The sequence below is a fragment of the Arthrobacter sp. G119Y2 genome, from assembly GCF_038069765.1.
Taxonomy (GTDB): domain Bacteria; phylum Actinomycetota; class Actinomycetes; order Actinomycetales; family Micrococcaceae; genus Arthrobacter_B.
Window position 1 is genome coordinate 12,716 of sequence record NZ_JBBPFS010000008.1, and the last position, 15,075, is coordinate 27,790.

At 67.2% G+C, this 15,075-nt stretch carries 17 protein-coding genes; 10 read left to right on the forward strand and 7 right to left on the reverse strand.

Going from position 1 to position 15,075, the window contains the following annotated elements; all coding sequences use genetic code 11:
- Positions 1-4: 4 nt before the first annotated feature.
- Positions 5-787 (reverse strand): FadR/GntR family transcriptional regulator, encoded by a 783-nt coding sequence (locus WKB88_RS15665; RefSeq protein WP_341395482.1) that lies wholly within the window; start codon positions 785-787, stop codon positions 5-7.
- 206 nt (positions 788-993) lie between these two features.
- On the opposite strand from WKB88_RS15665, the gene WKB88_RS15670 reads away from it, so the two are divergent.
- The 8 genes from WKB88_RS15670 to WKB88_RS15705 all read left to right on the forward strand — a co-directional run bounded on the left by WKB88_RS15670 (position 994) and on the right by WKB88_RS15705 (position 9,985).
- Positions 994-2,592, forward strand: a complete 1,599-nt coding sequence (locus WKB88_RS15670; RefSeq protein WP_341395483.1) for an ABC transporter substrate-binding protein — start codon at positions 994-996, stop codon at positions 2,590-2,592.
- 86 nt (positions 2,593-2,678) lie between these two features.
- On the forward strand, positions 2,679-3,638 hold the full coding sequence (locus WKB88_RS15675; RefSeq protein WP_341395484.1) for an ABC transporter permease: 960 nt from the start codon (positions 2,679-2,681) through the stop codon (positions 3,636-3,638).
- A 3-nt stretch (positions 3,639-3,641) separates the two neighbouring features.
- Positions 3,642-5,816, forward strand: a complete 2,175-nt coding sequence (locus tag WKB88_RS15680; protein WP_341395485.1) for a dipeptide/oligopeptide/nickel ABC transporter permease/ATP-binding protein — start codon at positions 3,642-3,644, stop codon at positions 5,814-5,816.
- A complete protein-coding gene (locus WKB88_RS15685; protein ID WP_341395486.1) occupies positions 5,813-6,688 on the forward strand; it encodes an ATP-binding cassette domain-containing protein in 876 nt (291 codons plus the stop codon). Before WKB88_RS15680 ends, WKB88_RS15685 begins: the two co-directional genes overlap by 4 nt.
- Positions 6,689-6,740: 52 nt before the next feature.
- Positions 6,741-7,673: a dihydrodipicolinate synthase family protein gene (locus tag WKB88_RS15690; protein ID WP_341395487.1), complete on the forward strand. Its 933-nt coding sequence runs from the start codon at positions 6,741-6,743 to the stop codon at positions 7,671-7,673.
- Between the two features lie 2 nt (positions 7,674-7,675).
- A complete protein-coding gene (locus WKB88_RS15695; RefSeq protein WP_341395488.1) occupies positions 7,676-8,692 on the forward strand; it encodes an ROK family protein in 1,017 nt (338 codons plus the stop codon).
- The gene (locus tag WKB88_RS15700) at positions 8,685-9,359 is read left to right on the forward strand and encodes an N-acetylmannosamine-6-phosphate 2-epimerase (RefSeq protein WP_341395489.1); all 675 of its coding nucleotides are present in this window, start codon (positions 8,685-8,687) and stop codon (positions 9,357-9,359) included. Before WKB88_RS15695 ends, WKB88_RS15700 begins: the two co-directional genes overlap by 8 nt.
- A 62-nt stretch (positions 9,360-9,421) precedes the next feature.
- Positions 9,422-9,985 carry a sugar O-acetyltransferase gene (locus tag WKB88_RS15705; RefSeq protein ID WP_341395490.1) on the forward strand — a complete coding sequence of 188 codons (564 nt, stop codon included), beginning with the start codon at positions 9,422-9,424 and terminating at the stop codon, positions 9,983-9,985.
- A gap of 184 nt (positions 9,986-10,169) precedes the next feature.
- On the opposite strand, the gene WKB88_RS15710 is transcribed toward WKB88_RS15705, so the two are convergent.
- From WKB88_RS15710 to WKB88_RS15725, 4 genes are read right to left on the reverse strand one after another with little or no spacing between them, the layout of a single operon-like run.
- Positions 10,170-10,589: a VOC family protein gene (locus tag WKB88_RS15710; protein ID WP_341395491.1), complete on the reverse strand. Its 420-nt coding sequence runs from the start codon at positions 10,587-10,589 to the stop codon at positions 10,170-10,172.
- Positions 10,590-10,622: 33 nt separating this feature from the next.
- A complete protein-coding gene (locus WKB88_RS15715) occupies positions 10,623-11,111 on the reverse strand; it encodes an SRPBCC family protein (protein ID WP_341395492.1) in 489 nt (162 codons plus the stop codon).
- Positions 11,108-11,617 carry an SRPBCC family protein gene (locus WKB88_RS15720; RefSeq protein WP_341395493.1) on the reverse strand — a complete coding sequence of 170 codons (510 nt, stop codon included), beginning with the start codon at positions 11,615-11,617 and terminating at the stop codon, positions 11,108-11,110. Before WKB88_RS15720 ends, WKB88_RS15715 begins: the two co-directional genes overlap by 4 nt.
- Entirely contained in the window at positions 11,614-11,979 is a 366-nt protein-coding gene (locus WKB88_RS15725; protein WP_341395494.1) for an ArsR/SmtB family transcription factor, read from the reverse strand. The genes WKB88_RS15720 and WKB88_RS15725 overlap by 4 nt, the downstream gene beginning before the upstream one ends.
- A 270-nt stretch (positions 11,980-12,249) precedes the next feature.
- Between WKB88_RS15725 and WKB88_RS15730 the strand changes: the two genes are divergently transcribed.
- Positions 12,250-12,543: a hypothetical protein gene (locus WKB88_RS15730; protein ID WP_341395495.1), complete on the forward strand. Its 294-nt coding sequence runs from the start codon at positions 12,250-12,252 to the stop codon at positions 12,541-12,543.
- On the opposite strand, the gene gluQRS is transcribed toward WKB88_RS15730, so the two are convergent.
- Together gluQRS and WKB88_RS15740 are read right to left on the reverse strand one after the other, a co-directional pair.
- Positions 12,506-13,432 carry a tRNA glutamyl-Q(34) synthetase GluQRS gene (gene gluQRS / locus WKB88_RS15735; protein ID WP_341395599.1) on the reverse strand — a complete coding sequence of 309 codons (927 nt, stop codon included), beginning with the start codon at positions 13,430-13,432 and terminating at the stop codon, positions 12,506-12,508. The two genes, WKB88_RS15730 and gluQRS, sit on opposite strands and share 38 nt — an antisense overlap.
- Before the next feature lie 131 nt (positions 13,433-13,563).
- Entirely contained in the window at positions 13,564-13,989 is a 426-nt protein-coding gene (locus WKB88_RS15740) for a VOC family protein (RefSeq protein ID WP_341395496.1), read from the reverse strand.
- Between the two features lie 90 nt (positions 13,990-14,079).
- Between WKB88_RS15740 and WKB88_RS15745 the strand changes: the two genes are divergently transcribed.
- On the forward strand, positions 14,080-14,973 hold the full coding sequence (locus WKB88_RS15745) for an MBL fold metallo-hydrolase (RefSeq protein ID WP_341395497.1): 894 nt from the start codon (positions 14,080-14,082) through the stop codon (positions 14,971-14,973).
- Positions 14,974-15,075 lie beyond the last annotated feature (102 nt).

Below are 15,075 nucleotides of genomic sequence, written 5' to 3' on the forward strand. Positions count from 1 at the left end.
GCGGTCATCGGTTGACCAGCTCGGCAATAGCTTCACGGATGCCGTCGAAATGGCTGTTGATCCGCTCCGAGGCCAGCACCTTGTCCCCGGCCCGTACGGCTTCGAAGATCTCCCGGTGCATCTGTGCGGTGGCGTGCAGGCTGGCAGCCTTCATGCCGGCCTCGGCGTGGATCCGGCTGTAGACATCCCAGAACACCGACATGAGGTGGGTCAGCAGTTCATTGCCCAGCGGCTCGAAAAGCTGCCGATGGAACTCCGAGTCCACGGCAGCCAGGGCGCGGCCCTGGTCGGCGAGTGATTCCATCTCCTCCACCGTGGCCTCAATGCGCGCCAGATGCGCGGCAGTCATGAGGCTCATGGCCTGGCCGATCAGTCCGGATTCCAGGGTTTGCCGGACATCCACCAGCTCCAGTGCTTCCTTGCCCTGCTGCCTGAGCGAGAGCCGTCCGCGGAAACTCAGCCCTGCGGTCAGAGCATCAAAGTTGGTGGGAGCAACGAACATGCCGTAGCCGTGGCGGATTTCCACCACGCCCAGGGCCTGCAGTACCTTCAGCGATTCCCGCAGGGTATTGCGGCCCACGCCCAGTGCCGAGCAGAGCTCCGCCTCGGTGGGCAGCGGGCTTCCGGCCTGCAGCTTGCTGTCCAGAATCAGCTCCATGATGTCGCTCTGCAGGGCCGCCAGCCGAGCCTGCGCACTGAAACGCGGCGGCCTGGCTTCCAAGCGGGCAGGGGGTGCGGGGAAGGAATGGTCCGCCGTGCCGGGCATCGGCGCTGGGGTGTCGCTCACCAAAATCGGAACTCCTCCGTCAAAAAGGTCTTCGGGCAATCTTCACAGGGATCGGCCGCGCAGAGCAGCGCCGTGGATGTTCTGCCGGGTCACAAATGTGACGTGCTTGACCCCCGCTTGTGATTCAGCCTACAGTCTACTCAACCCGCATGGGATGTCCTACGTCCGATATCCACATCACACCCCCTGAATGGTGAGGCACCTTGATGACAACTTCAGCAAGCACCGGTTTCCTCCGGAGCGCAAGCCGCCGAGACTTCCTCCGAATTGCCGGCGTCCTGGGCGCGGCTTCAGCCTTCGCGGGGTCGATCGCGGCCTGCAGCCCCGGCGGTTCAGCTGCCGGCACCGCAACCGGCGCCGCCGCAGATTCCATTGAGGCCGGTATTTCCTACTCGCTTTCCACCGGCTTCGACCCGATGACCGCCACGGGTGCCACCCCCGTCGCAGCAAACCTGCACATCTTCGAAGGGCTGACCGAGCTGCACCCGGCCACCCGCGAACCGTATCTCGCCCTCGCCGCCGCCGAACCGGAGAAGGTCGACGAAACCACCTACCGGGTCACGCTTCGGGAAGGTGCCACCTTCCATAACGGGGAGCCCGTCACCGCTGACGACGTCGTCTACTCCTTTGAGCGGGTCCTGGATCCGGCCAACAAGTCACTTTTCGCCGGCTTTGTCCCCTTCATCGCCTCCGTCACCGCCGACGGCGACGCGGTGGAGTTCAAGCTGAAATACCCCTTCGCTGAATTCGGCCCGCGCATTTCCGTGGTCAAGGTGGTTCCCAAGGCCCTGGCCGCAAACCAGGCCGCCTTTGACCTGGCACCGGTCGGCAGCGGACCCTACAAGTTTGTCTCCGCGGTCAAGGAAGACCGGATCATCTTCAAGAAGTTCGAGGAATACAACGGCTCCTATCCGGCCAAGGTCACCGACATGACGTGGCTGCTGCTGGCGGACCCGGCAGCACGCGTGGCCGCTGTCCCGTCCCGGACCCAGGCGATCGAGGACATTCCCTACCTGGATGTGGACCAGCTCAAGGCCAAGCTGGACGTGGAATCAGTGCAGTCCTTCGGGCTGCTCTTCATGATGTTCAACTGCGCGTCGGAAAAGTTCGCCGACAAGCGGGTGCGGCAGGCACTGCACTACGCCACCAACACCGAGGACATCATCTCCAAGGCCCTGCTCGGCAACGCGGCTGCCGCCACCTCCTACTTCCAGAAGGGCCACCCCTCCTACACCGAGGCCGGCACCGTCTACGGCTACGACCCGGAAAAGGCCAAGGCCCTGCTCAAGGAAGCCGGAATGGAAAACCTGAGCCTGACGCTCACCTCCACCGACGCCGGCTGGGTCACCAAGGTGACTCCTCTGATCAAGGAAAGCTGGGACGCGATCGGCATCACCACCACGCTGGAGCCGCTGCAGTCGGCCGCTGTCTACGCCCCGGAAAAGGTGGGCGGTCAGAACTTCGACGTGCTGATCGCCCCAGGCGACCCCTCCGTCTTCGGCAACGACGGTGACCTGCTGCTGAGCTGGTTCTACCGCGGCGACACCTGGGCGAAGAACCGCATGGCCTGGTCCGGAACCCCGGAGTACGCGGAGGTCCAGGCAAAGCTGGACGAGGCCGTGCAGCTGGACCCGGCGGAGGCGAAGAAGCTGCACGCCGCCGTCGTCGACATCGTGGCCGAAGAGGTGCCGCTGTACCCGCTGTTCCACCGCCAGCTCCCCACCGCCTGGGACAGCGGAACGCTTGACGGCTTCCAGCCCCTCCCGACCACCGGACTCTCCTTCGTAGGCGTAGGCCGGAAGTAAGACCCCGGCCTGCCGGACGCAGGGACGTCCCCCCGCGAGCTCCGCGTCCGGCAGCCCGGCCCCGCACCACCTTGGAGAAATAAAACATGGCAACACTATTGCGCCTGCTGGGCCGCAGGCTGGCAGCACTGCCGTTCATGCTGCTGGGCGTGACCATCATGGTCTTTATCGTCCTGTCAGTCATCCCGGCAGACCGGGCCACCGCCGTCCTGGGCGAAAACGCCAGTGAAGAGGCCAAGGATGCCTTCCGCGAGGACCGCGGCCTGAACGACTCCCTGTTTGTCCAGTTCCTGCGGTATCTGGGCGGCGTGGTGCGGCTGGACTTCGGCTTCACCAACCCGCCGGAGGAGTCCGTGGCGTCCAAGATCGCGGCCGCGTTCCCGGTCACCCTGCAGCTGACCCTGCTCGGGATCCTGCTGGCCGTGTTCCTGGCCCTGGTGCTGGGCGTGACCAGCGCCCTGTACCGGGACCGCTGGCCGGACCAGGCCATCCGCGTCTTCTCCATCGCAGCGATCGCGACGCCGTCGTTCTGGCTGGCCATCCTGCTCATCCAGTGGTTTGCTCTGCCCGCCGGCTCCATCTTTCCCACCGGCGGCCTGGACTGGGCCGACCAGTACGGGTTTGTCGGCTGGCTGTACTCCATGGCGCTGCCTGCCCTGGCTCTGGGCCTGCCGGTCTCCGCGTCCCTCATCCGGGTGGTGCGCACCTCGATGGTAGAGGAGCTGGACCGCGACTATGTCCGCACCGCCATCGGCAACGGCGTGCCGTACCGGACCGTGGTGGCCCGGAACGTCCTGCGCAACGCCCTGGTCACGCCGGTGACCGTCCTGGGCCTGCGCATCGGCTACCTGCTCGGCGGCGCCGTGGTGATCGAGAAGATCTTCAACCTCAACGGCATGGGAGACCTGATCATCGTCGGGCTGAACACCTCGGACACCAACCTCGTCCAGGGCGCCGTGCTGACCATCGCCGTGGCCTTCGTCGTCGTGAACATCCTGGTGGATGTCCTCTACGTGCTCATCAATCCCCGGATCCGGACGGTATAAACCATGCGCAACGGACTCGCTGAACGGCTCGCCTCCTCCGGTGCCCGCTTCACCTCCCTCAACCTCAGCTCCAAACTCGCCCTGGGCTTCCTGGTCCTGGTGGCCTTCATCGCCGTCACCGGGCCCATGCTCGCTCCGTTCGGCGAGAACGAATCCAGTGCCCCGGTGCTTCCGCCCGGCGGCGAGCATCTGATGGGCACCGACGGCAACAGCTACGACGTCTTTTCCCGGCTGCTGTACGGCGCCCGGGTTTCCGCCGCCATCGGCCTCGGATCGGTACTTGTCGCCGTCGTCCTCGGCGCAACCCTGGGCGCACTCGCAGCGACCTCGCGCAAGTGGGTCAATGAAGGCATCATGCGTGTCTTGGACATCATGATGGCGTTCCCCGGCATCGCCCTGGCCGCCGCCCTGCTCTTTGCCCTCAAGGACCATTCGGTGGCCCTCTTCGGCTCGACCGTTCCGGTCATCATTTTCGCCATTGCCATTGTCTACACGCCCCAGCTCGCCCGGGTGGTCCGCGCCAATGTCCTGGCCCAGTACGGCGAGGACTACGTGCGCGCCGAACGCGTCATCGGAGCCGGCCGCCTGTTCATCCTCACCAAGCACGTGGTCCGCAACACCGCAGCCCCCGTACTCGTTTTCGCCACCGTCATGGTGGCCGATGCGATCATCCTTGAAGCCTCGCTGTCCTTCCTCGGCGCCGGCGTCCAGCCGCCGTCGGCGTCCTGGGGAAACGTGATGGCGGACGGCCGCAACGTGGTCTTCAGCGGTGCCTGGTGGCCGACGACGTTTGGCGGCATCGCCATTCTGCTCACCGTCCTGGCGCTGAACATCCTCGCCGAAGGCCTCACCGACGCGATGGTGAACCCGCGGCCCCGCCGTGCGGCACCGGTGAAGGACGCGCCGGTGAAGGACGCGGCGGTGAAGGACGCGGCGGTTGCCGTTCCCGCTCCGGCCGCTGCCGCCGTCGTCGCACCCGCCGGCGTCGTCGCTCCTGCCGCCGCCGAGGGTGTGGTGGTGGAACCCAATGCCACCGTCCTCAGCGACGACGCCGACGTCGGAACCCGGATCAACCAGCCCGGGTCCCTGGCCGCACTGGCGCAGGAACTGAACCTGCTGGCCGAAGTGGAAAAGCGCCGCACCGACCGGCTGCCCGCCGTTTCCGCCGACGCGCCGGTCATCCTCGAAGTCCGCGACCTGTCCATCCGCTTCCCCGGCCGCTACGGCGACACCGCCATTGTGGACCGCGTCAGTTTCACCGTCCGCGAGGGCGAAACCATGGGACTGGTGGGGGAGTCCGGCTGCGGAAAGTCGATCACCTCACTGGCCATCATGGGACTGCTGCCGCCCACAGCGGTGCTCTCCGGTTCCATCACCTTCAACGGGAAGGAACTGCTGACCAACGACAAGCGCGAGCGCGACCAGCGCTACCGCGGACTGCGCGGCGAGCAGATCGCCATGGTCTACCAGGACGCACTGAGCTCGCTGAATCCGTCCATGCTGATCAAGGACCAGCTGCTGCAGCTGACCCGGCGCAACGGCCGCAAGTCCCCGCGCGAGCTGCTGGAACTGGTCAAACTGGACCCGGAGCGGACGCTGAAGAGCTACCCGCATGAACTCTCCGGCGGACAGCGCCAGCGCGTCCTCGTGGCCATGGCCCTGTCCCGTTCACCGAAGATCATCGTGGCGGACGAGCCCACCACCGCGCTGGACGTCACCGTCCAGAAACAGGTGGTGGACCTGCTCAACGAGCTGCGCGAGGAACTTGGCTTTGCCATGGTCTTCGTCAGCCACGACCTGGCCCTGGTGGCGTCCCTGGCACACCGGATCACGGTGATGTACGCGGGGCAGGTGGTGGAATCCGCGGATTCCTCCGAGCTGATGCGCAACCCGCACCACGAATACACCCGGGGCCTGCTGGGCGCCGTGCTGTCGATCGAATCCGACGCCGACCGCCTGCACCAGATCCAGGGCACCGTCCCGTCGCCGCGCGAGTTCGCGGCCGGAGACCGCTTTGCCGAACGGTCCCTGCGCCCGGACGCCGATCCGGACCAGGTTCTCTCCTTTGTCCGGGTGGGCGAGGGCGAGCATTACTGGGCCAGCCACCTGACCGAGAGCCACAACGACGACGGCGCCGCCCTGGCCGCCGCCGGTACCAGTGCCGAAGGACAAGCATGAGCACCGATTCCCTGAGAACAGATTCCACGGGCACAGATTCCACGGGCGCCGTTTCCACGGGCGCAGAGACGTCCGCCGGGAACACCCCGGTCCTGGAACTGCGCGGACTCAAGGTCCACCACCGCACCCGGACCGGATCGATTTTCCGGCCCAACATCGTCAAGGCGGTGGACGGCGTGGACTTCACCGTCCGCCGCGGGGAAACCGTGGGCGTGGTGGGGGAATCCGGCTGCGGCAAGTCCACGCTGGCCTCCGTGCTGGTGGGGCTGCAGGAACCCACCGCCGGGCAGGTGCTGTTCCACGGCAAGCCGATCAGCACCCGCCGGGCCTCGGACCGGAAGCGCTTCGGCCAGGACGTCGCCGTCGTCTTCCAGGACCCGTCCACCGCACTGAATCCGCGGATGACCATCCAGGACATCCTCACCGATCCGCTGCAGGTCCACGGCATCGGCGACGCGCGGTCGCGGGCCGCGAAGGTCAAGGACCTGCTGGCGTTGGTGGGCCTGCCCTACACCGCCGCCGAAGTTACCCCGCACCAGGTGTCCGGCGGGCAGCGCCAGCGCGTGGCCATTGCCCGGGCCCTGGCCCTGGACCCGGCGGTCATCGTGGCCGATGAACCGACCTCGGCCCTGGACGTTTCCGTCCGGGCCCAGGTGCTGAACCTGCTGGCAGACCTGAAGAGGGAACTGAACCTGGGCATGGTGTTCATTTCGCACGATATCCAGACCGTCCGCTACGTCTCCGACCGGATCTGCGTCATGTACTACGGCCGGATCGTCGAAGAGGGGCCGGCCCAAGGCATCTTCGCGAACCCCCGCGACGAGTACACCCGCAAGCTCCTGGGCGCCGCGCCCAGCCTGCTGCACCCCTGATTTTTCACCCCGTTCCACCGCACCAACCATTACCAGCACTTTGGAGATATCCGTGGCCTCTCAGCCCATCCGCCGGTTCACCGGCGTCATCCCGCCCGTCGTCACCCCGCGTGCCGCTGACGGCAGCATCGACACCCATTCCCTGACCCGGGTCACCAAGCACCTGCTCGAGGGAGGCGTGCACGGCCTGTTTGTCCTGGGCTCCTCCGCCGAAGTGCCGTACCTGACCAACGACGAGCGCGACCTGGTGGTCAGCACCATTGCCGGCGTCAATGCCGGTGAGGTTCCGCTGATCGTGGGCGCTTCCGAGCAGACCACCAACCGCGTCATTGAAGAAGGCCGGAAAATGGTGGGCCTGGGCGCCGACGCACTTGTGGTGACGTCCCCGTTTTACGCACTGACCAGCGCGCAGGAAACCGACACCCACTTCCGCAGCATCCACGCTGCCCTCGACGTGCCGCTCTTCGCCTACGACGTGCCCGTGCGCACCAACTACAAGCTGCCGCTGGACCTGCTCATCCAGCTGGGCCGGGACCAGGTGATTGCCGGCGTCAAGGATTCCTCCGGCGACGACGTGTCCTTCCGCCAGCTTGTCCTCGCCGCACGCTCGATCGACAACTTCTCCATCTTCACCGGCCATGAAGTAGTGGTGGACGGCGCCCTGCTCGGCGGCGCCGACGGCGTCGTGCCCGGCCTGGGCAACGTGGACCCGGCCGGTTACCGCCGGCTGTACGACGCCGCTGCCGGCGGCAACTTTGCTGCCGCCGCAGCCGAACAGGACCGCCTGGCGGACGTCTTCAACATTGTCTACACCCCCACCCCGGGCCGCGTTTCCGGCGGAGCTGCCGGGCTGGGCGCCTTCAAGACCGCACTCATGCTGATGGGCGTCATCGACACCAACATCATGTCCGCACCGATGGTGAACCTGAACGACGCGGAAACAGCCGCCATCCGGACCATCCTTGAGCGCAACGGCCTGATCTAGCCATGCCTGCGGCCAAACTGATGCCTCCTGCCCGGCGCTGCGTCATCGGGGTGGATCTGGGCGGCACCAAAACGGCCGCCGGCATTGTCGACGCCGGCGGCACACTGCACGCCGTCGAGTCCCGCCCCACCCCGGCCACCGCCGGAGCGGCGGCGATCCTGGCCACCGCCGTCGGGCTCGTTACCATGTTGCTGGCACGGGCCCGGGCCTTGGGGCTGGAGCCGGCGGCAGTGGGCATCGGCTCGGCCGGTGTCATCGACTCCCGGGAGGGGTCGGTGGTTTCGGCCACCGATTCCCTCACCGGCTGGGCCGGCACTCCGCTGGCGGCGCACCTGGCCCAACACACCGGACTGCCCGCCTACGCGGTCAACGACGTGCACGCCCACAACCTGGGCGAGCACTGGCTCGGCGCCTCGGCCGGCGCGGACTCCAGCCTGCTCGTGGCGGTGGGCACCGGCGTCGGCGGCTCCCTGATTCTGGCGGGCGAACCGCATCTGGGCGCGCGGGCAGTGGCCGGGCACGTGGGGCATCTGGCCTCGCCCTACGCGCACGACGACGGCGGCCGGGCGCTGCCGTGCAGCTGCGGCCGGGCCGGGCACGTGGAAGCGATTGCCTCCGGACCCTCCATCCTTAACCTGTACCGGCGGCTGGCCGGTGAGGCTGCCTCCGGCGCCGGGTCAGCCCGGGAGGTCGCTGCCCGCGCCGCCGCCGGTGATCCTGCCGCCGTCCGGGCCTTCACACTCGGTGCAGCAGCCGCCGGACAAGCCGTGGGCGGGCTCGCCAACGTGCTGGATCCGTCCGTCGTGGTGATCGGCGGCGGCGTGGCCGAGGCCGGTGATCTGTGGTGGGCCCCGTTCCGGGCGGCGCTGCGGGCCGAGCTGATGGACCCGCTGGACGGACTGCCCGTGGTTCCGGCTGCCCTCGGCACCAACGCCGCACTGGTGGGAGCCGCCAGACTTGCCTTTGACCGCCTTGCTTCTGCCCCGACCGCACCACCCCTGGAGAACTCCCATGCTTGACCTGACCACCCTGCAGTCCCGGCTGATCGTTTCCTGCCAGGCGTATCCGGGGGAGCCGCTGCGTGATCCGCGGACCATGGCGCAGATGGCGCAGGCCGCCGTCAACGGCGGGGCCGCAGCTGTCCGGATCCAGGGCATCCGGGACCTGGAGCAGACCCGCGTTGCCGTGGATGTGCCGATGATCGGGCTGTGGAAAGACGGCGCCGACGGCGTCTTCATCACTCCCACGCTCGAGCATGCGCTGGCCTGCGCTGCGGCGGGTTCGGACATTGTCGCCATTGACGGAACCCGCCGGCCCCGGCCGGACGGACGCAGCCTCGCCGGTACAATCGCCGCCCTGCATGAGCAGACCGGGGTGCTGGTGATGGCCGACTGCGGATCGGCTGCCGATGCGAAGGCCGCCGCCGACGCCGGAGCGGACCTGATCGGCACCACCCTCGCCGGCTACACCGGTGAACGGGACAAAACCGACGGCCCCGACCTGGAACTGCTCGCCGAGATTGCGGCCCTGGACCTGGGCGTGCCGCTGATCGCCGAGGGCCGGATCCATACCCCGGCGCAGGCGCGCGCCTGCCTGGAGGCGGGGGCGTTCGCCGTCGTCGTCGGGACCGCCATCACGCATCCGACCACGATTACCGGGTGGTTTGCCGGCGCGCTGCAGGGTTAGGGTGCTGCGGGGGTAGGTGCTGCACGGCTAAAGTCCGAGGGACAGCTGATCGAAAGGACACCATGGACCTCGAGGACCTTCTCGCGGCACTGAACGACGGCCGGACCATCACCGGAGGTTCCCCGCTGCACGCGGCGATGCACCAGGTCAGCCAGGAAGCACTGCGCATCACGGGCGAGCTGAACAGCGGGTACCAGGAACCGGCCCGGGTCCGGGAACTCCTGGCGCAGCTGACCGGCAGGGACATCGACGAAACCGTGACTGTCTTTCCGCCGTTTTCCTCGGACTTCGGAAAGAACACCACCATCGGAAAACGCGTCTTCATCAATGCCGGATGCAAGTTCCAGGACCAGGGCGGGGTGGTCATCGGGGATGACTGCCTCATCGGCCACAACACCGTGCTGGCCACGCTCAATCACGATCTCGACCCCGCCCGCCGCACTGACATGCATCCGGCGCCCATCGTCATCGGACGCAACGTGTGGATCGGATCCAACGCGACCGTGCTGCCCGGAGTCTCGATTGGTGAGAACGCCGTCATTGCTGCTGCTTCCGTGGTGACCAGGGACGTGCCGGCGAACTCGGTGGTGGTCGGTTCGCCGGCACGGGTGGTGCGCACGCTTTAGCCGGGGCGGCCCCTGTTGGGAGTGTTTCCTGTTGGTAGTGTTTCCTGTTGGTAGTACAGATAACAGGGTCAAGATCGGACTTTACGCCCCTTATCTGTACTAGCGACCCTGGGGAAAGCGGACTTCGGGAAAGGGGCTCCCGGGAAAGCGGACTCCGGGAAATCCGGAACGGCCGTGCCGCCCCTCAGGGGTCCGAAGTGCTGCGGGGGATCAGCGGCTGCTCGGCCCGGACCTGCATTTCCTGCACGGCCCAGGTGTTGCCGTCCGGATCCGAGAAACCGAAGAACGTTCCGCCGTCGCGCGGGTCAATGACGGTCACTTCACTGGCTTCCACGCCGCGGCCAACCAGCTCCTCGCGGGCCGCCCGCGCGTCGGAGACCACCAGCTGCATGCCGCTCATCGATCCGGGCTCCATCTGTTGCTGGGACGGCAGATTGCCGATCACGATGGAACAGCCCGATCCCGGCGGTGTCAGCTGCGCGAAATCCATGTCCCCGTTGACGGTGCGGTGATCCAGGTTGAATCCAATCCGGTCCCGGTAAAAGGTGACGGCCCGGTCCAAGTCGCTGACCGGCAGGACCACCACCTCCAAGGTCCAGTCCATGAGTGCTCCTACCTTCTGCTCGCGGTTATGCGGTTAGGTTCCGGCCCGGCTTCCGCCCAGGACTTCGTCGAGCTGGTCATAGCCCTCGGACATCCCGGTTTCCATGCCTTCGGCAGCGAAACCGTCCCGGGCCTCCAGCGTGGGGAACACGGAGCGGCCGGCGAGTTTGCTCCTGCCGCCGGGCAACTCCGTGAACGTAGCGTATTCGAGCGTTACGGCGTCCGGATACCCTTCGTACTCGAAGGTCTGGAGCAGGAATTCATTCTCCCGGACGGAATGGAACACTCCGCGGAAGGCGTACTCGGCGCCGTCGTCCCCTGCCTGCACAAAGCGGTAGGCGCCGCCCGGACGAGGCTCAAATACGTCGATGCTGGTGCTCAGCCCGCGCGGACCGATCCACTGCGCGTAGAGTTCCGGATCCACGTGGGCGCGGAATACTTCGTGCACCGGAAAATCAAACTCCCGTTCGTACTCCACGAAGGGCGTTCCCTCCGGGGCATTAACAGTCAGCGGATTGCTCACGGTGCACCTTCTCCCTGCAGAGCGCCTTCCTGGAGTTGGGCGAGCAGCTCGTCGAGCCGGTCAAAGCCCTCGGCCACGCCGCCTTCCATGCCGGATGCAGCCATGCCGTCGCGGGCCTCCATGGAGGGGTAGACGGAATGGGCGCTGATGCGGGTGCGGCCGCCGTCGAGCTGTTCCAGCGTCATGAACTCAATGCTTACGACGTCGGGATAACCGGAAAACTCGAACGTCTGGACGGCAAATTCGTTCTCCCGCACCGTGTGGAAGATGCCGCTGAACGTGTACGGCACGCCGTCCGGACCGGTGTGGATGTAGCGGTAGGAACCGCCGGTGCGGAAGTCATAGTGTTCGATCTCCATTTTCATGCCCCGCGGACCGAGCCACTGAACAATGAGATCCGGGTCCTCATAGGCGCGGAAGACCTGGGAAACCGGATAGTCCGCCTCGCGGGAAAAGTTGATGAAGGGAAGTCCGTCAGGGACGTTGAGCTCCAGAGCGTTGGTCATGATGGATCCTTTGCCTGGCGGCCGCCGGGAGCGGCCTGGCTGCGAAGCACGGCATCAAGGCCGCGGAACTGCTCCTCGCGGACCAGCCGGTACTGGCCGATCCATGCGGTGAGCGCCTCCAACCGTGCGGGGTTCAGATGGACGGGCCGGCGCTGGGCGTCACGGCTTCTCGTGACAAGCTGTGCCTGCTCAAGGACCTGAATGTGCTTCGAGACGGCCTGCTTGGACATCTCGAAGGGTTCCGCCAATTCGTTGACCGTTGCAGGGCCCCGGGACAGCCGGGCAATAATCTGGCGGCGGGCCGGATCGGCCAGAGCCAGGAAGGCCCTGTCCAGGAGAGGGTCATCGCCGTTGGATTTCATGCAGTCGGTCAGCTTCTGTCGTTGTAATCAAGGTGCTGGTTGTTCAACCTTTCGGTTGATTACGAAGCTACGCGCGTTGCCCGGGAGAGGTCAAGGGTGGCGGGTGAAGTCTTTTTCGGGCTGCTGCTTAGCTCGTTCAAGCGGTCCTGCCGGGGTGCGGTATTCCCAGCCGCAGCGGCGGCCCGGAGAATGGAACGAGCAAGCTACGCGCTTAGTCGAGGAGCCCCGGCCCCGGTTGCCGGGTGCCGGCGGCTCCGGTTGGGATCAGCAATGACCAGTTCGGTTACACCTTCACATCCGCGCGGCGAACCCGCCTTTCACTGGGGCAGTTTCGTTTTCGGGCTCATCATGCTGCTTCTGGTCATCGCCCAGGGTGTCGCGTCCGGCCTGCCCGGATACGTGGGAATGGCCGGACTGATCCTGCTGCTGACCGGACTCTATGCTTTCTTCACGAAACGGCCGTCCTGGCTCTGGCTGCACCACCGCCGCGATGCCGCCATCGTCGGCGTTATCGGGCTGGCGGCCTTTATCCTGGCGCTGGGGATACACCTGGGGCGCGTGTAGCCGGGAACGGTGCTTCAAAAACCCACGGCTCGCGGGGCAGCCGCGCCACGGAGAAGGCGGCGAGTGCGTCGTCGAGCGGGCCGGGCGGCAAACCCAGCGAGGCCAGGATCAGGTTCCGCACACCGTCCGTGTCCATGCCGGCGCCGGCGAGCGCGCCGAGGGTGATGGCGCCGTCGCGCTTGGCCAGCCGCTGGCCGCGCGGATTAAGGACCAGGGGAACATGGACGTACTCCACCGGAGGCAGGCCCAGCAGCGAGGCCAGGTAGGCCTGCCGCGGTGTGGAACTGAGCAGGTCCCCGCCGCGGACCACCTGGTTGATGCCCTGGGCGGCGTCGTCGATAACCACCGCGAGGTTGTAGGGCGGAACGCCGTCATTGCGCAGGAGCACCAGATCATCCACCGGTCCGGTAAAGCTGCCGTGCAGCACGTCGGTTACCGTGAACTCCCCGACCCCGCTGCGCAGGCGCAGTGCGGCGGGACGCAGCTGCCGCCGTCGCGCCCGTTCGTCTTCGCTGAGATGGCGGCAGGTTCCGGGATAGGCGCCGGGCGGGGCATGGGGAGCGCGCGGTGCGTCGGCGATTTCGCTGCGGGTGCAGAAGCACTCGTACACGAGGCCCTGCTCGGCCAGCCGTCCGATGGCCTGCAGATAAAGATCCGTGCGTTCCGACTGCCGCACCGGGGCGGCATCCCAGGTGAGCCCGACGGCGGTGAGGTCACGCAGCTGCCCTGCCTCGGTCCGCGAGCGCTCGGGATCCAGGTCTTCCACCCGGAGCAGGAAACTCCGCCCGGTGGACCGGGCAAACAGCCAGGCAAGAATGGCTGTCCGGAGGTTGCCGACGTGCAGATCTCCGGTTGGGCTCGGGGCGAAACGGCCCGCACCTGCGGTCATGGAGGCGGCGGGGGATCGGAGCACCCCTCCAGCTTACAAAACCCCGGCTTACCGCACCGCTCAGTCCAGGTGGAGGTCCAGGTGCAGGGGAACGGCCAGGGGGACAACCCGCAGCAGGGTAGCTGTGGGAATCAGTCCAGTTCCTCGAACAGCGTCAGCTGCAGGCCCTCGGGACCGTTGAGCCGGGAATTCAGCGACCGCCACGGGGTTTCCCGCGGGTCGGCCACCAGCTCCGCGCCGCCGTCGACCGCTGCCCGCGTCGCCCGCCGCGCGTCGTCGACTTCGAAGGCCACCCGCAGCTTCAGGCTGGGCCGCCCGTCGGCCTCCACCCCGTCAATCAGCCGCACCTGCGCCGGATTGGAGATCTCCAGCGTGGCACGGCCGGCGTCCAGAATGGTGACTTCGGCGCCGTCGCCGCCGGAGTAGGCCTCCTGCTCGGGGAGGCCGAGGGCGTCGCGGTAAAAGGCGAGGGCGGCCTCATAATCCTCGGCGGCGATCACCAGGCGCAGCTGGCGGACGGGCGGCAGCGGTTCGGAAACAGTGTCAGAGGTGTCCATGCCGGCACAACCTCCGGCTGGAGCGCGGCATTCCCGGGGATTGCGGTACGGCAGCGGGCGGACTATATCTCTGTAGAGGAGGTACAGGGGATGCGAGTTCGCGGCGGCACACCAAAGTACGGCGGCACACCAAAGTACGGCGGCACACCCAAGTACGCAGTGACGGAACCGGCAGCGGGTGTCTTCTTCGTGGAGGGGCCGGCCTCAAACTGGATCATCCTGCGCTCCGGGGACGCGTTTACGCTGATCGACGGCGGGTATCCGGGGGATCTGCCGCTGGTCCTGGACTCAATCCGCGACACCGGACTTGACCCGGCGGATGCGGCGGCCGTGCTGGTCACCCACGCCCACGTGGACCACGCGGGAACGGCGGGCTACTTCGCTGCCGCCTACGGGCATCCCGTCCTGTGCAGTGCGCCCGAACATCCCTACGTGCTGGGGCAGGACCGGGAACAGGTCTCCGCGGCGCAGATCCTGGGCCGGATCTGGCAGCCGTCCGTGCTGCACTGGACCTGGCATGTGCTGGTTGCCGGCGGTGCGGGACGGGTGGCGGTGCCCACCGCAGCACCCTGGAACGACGACGAACTGGCGGCCCTGCCCGGCTCGCCCGTGGCGGTGCCCACCCCCGGCCATACGCCCGGCCATACGGCGTTCTATCTGCCCGCGGCCCATGCGGTTGCCACGGGCGATGCGCTGGTGACGGGCCACGCGCTCAGCCGGCACCGGGGGCCGCAGATGCTCGATTCCATGTTCCACAGCGACGACGACGGCGCCCGGCGCTCGCTGGGCCAGCTCGGCAAGCTGGACGCTTCGCTGCTGCTGCCGGGGCACGGGCCCGCCGTACGGGTGGGAGTGCGGCAGGCCGTGGGAACGGTTCGCTCGCGTGCCGCTGTCCGAAAGCGCCGGCTTGTGGCCCCGGGAGCCATCCCCGGGTTCGCCGAGCCGACCTACGGGCGTTATGTACCGGACAACACCGACGGATAGCGGGCATTTTCCTCCACCTCCCGGATCAGCGCTGATCGGATCCCGGGCCCTTCCACAGCTGATGCCCTGTTCCTCCGCGGCACAGCCGTGGCCCGTAACGTT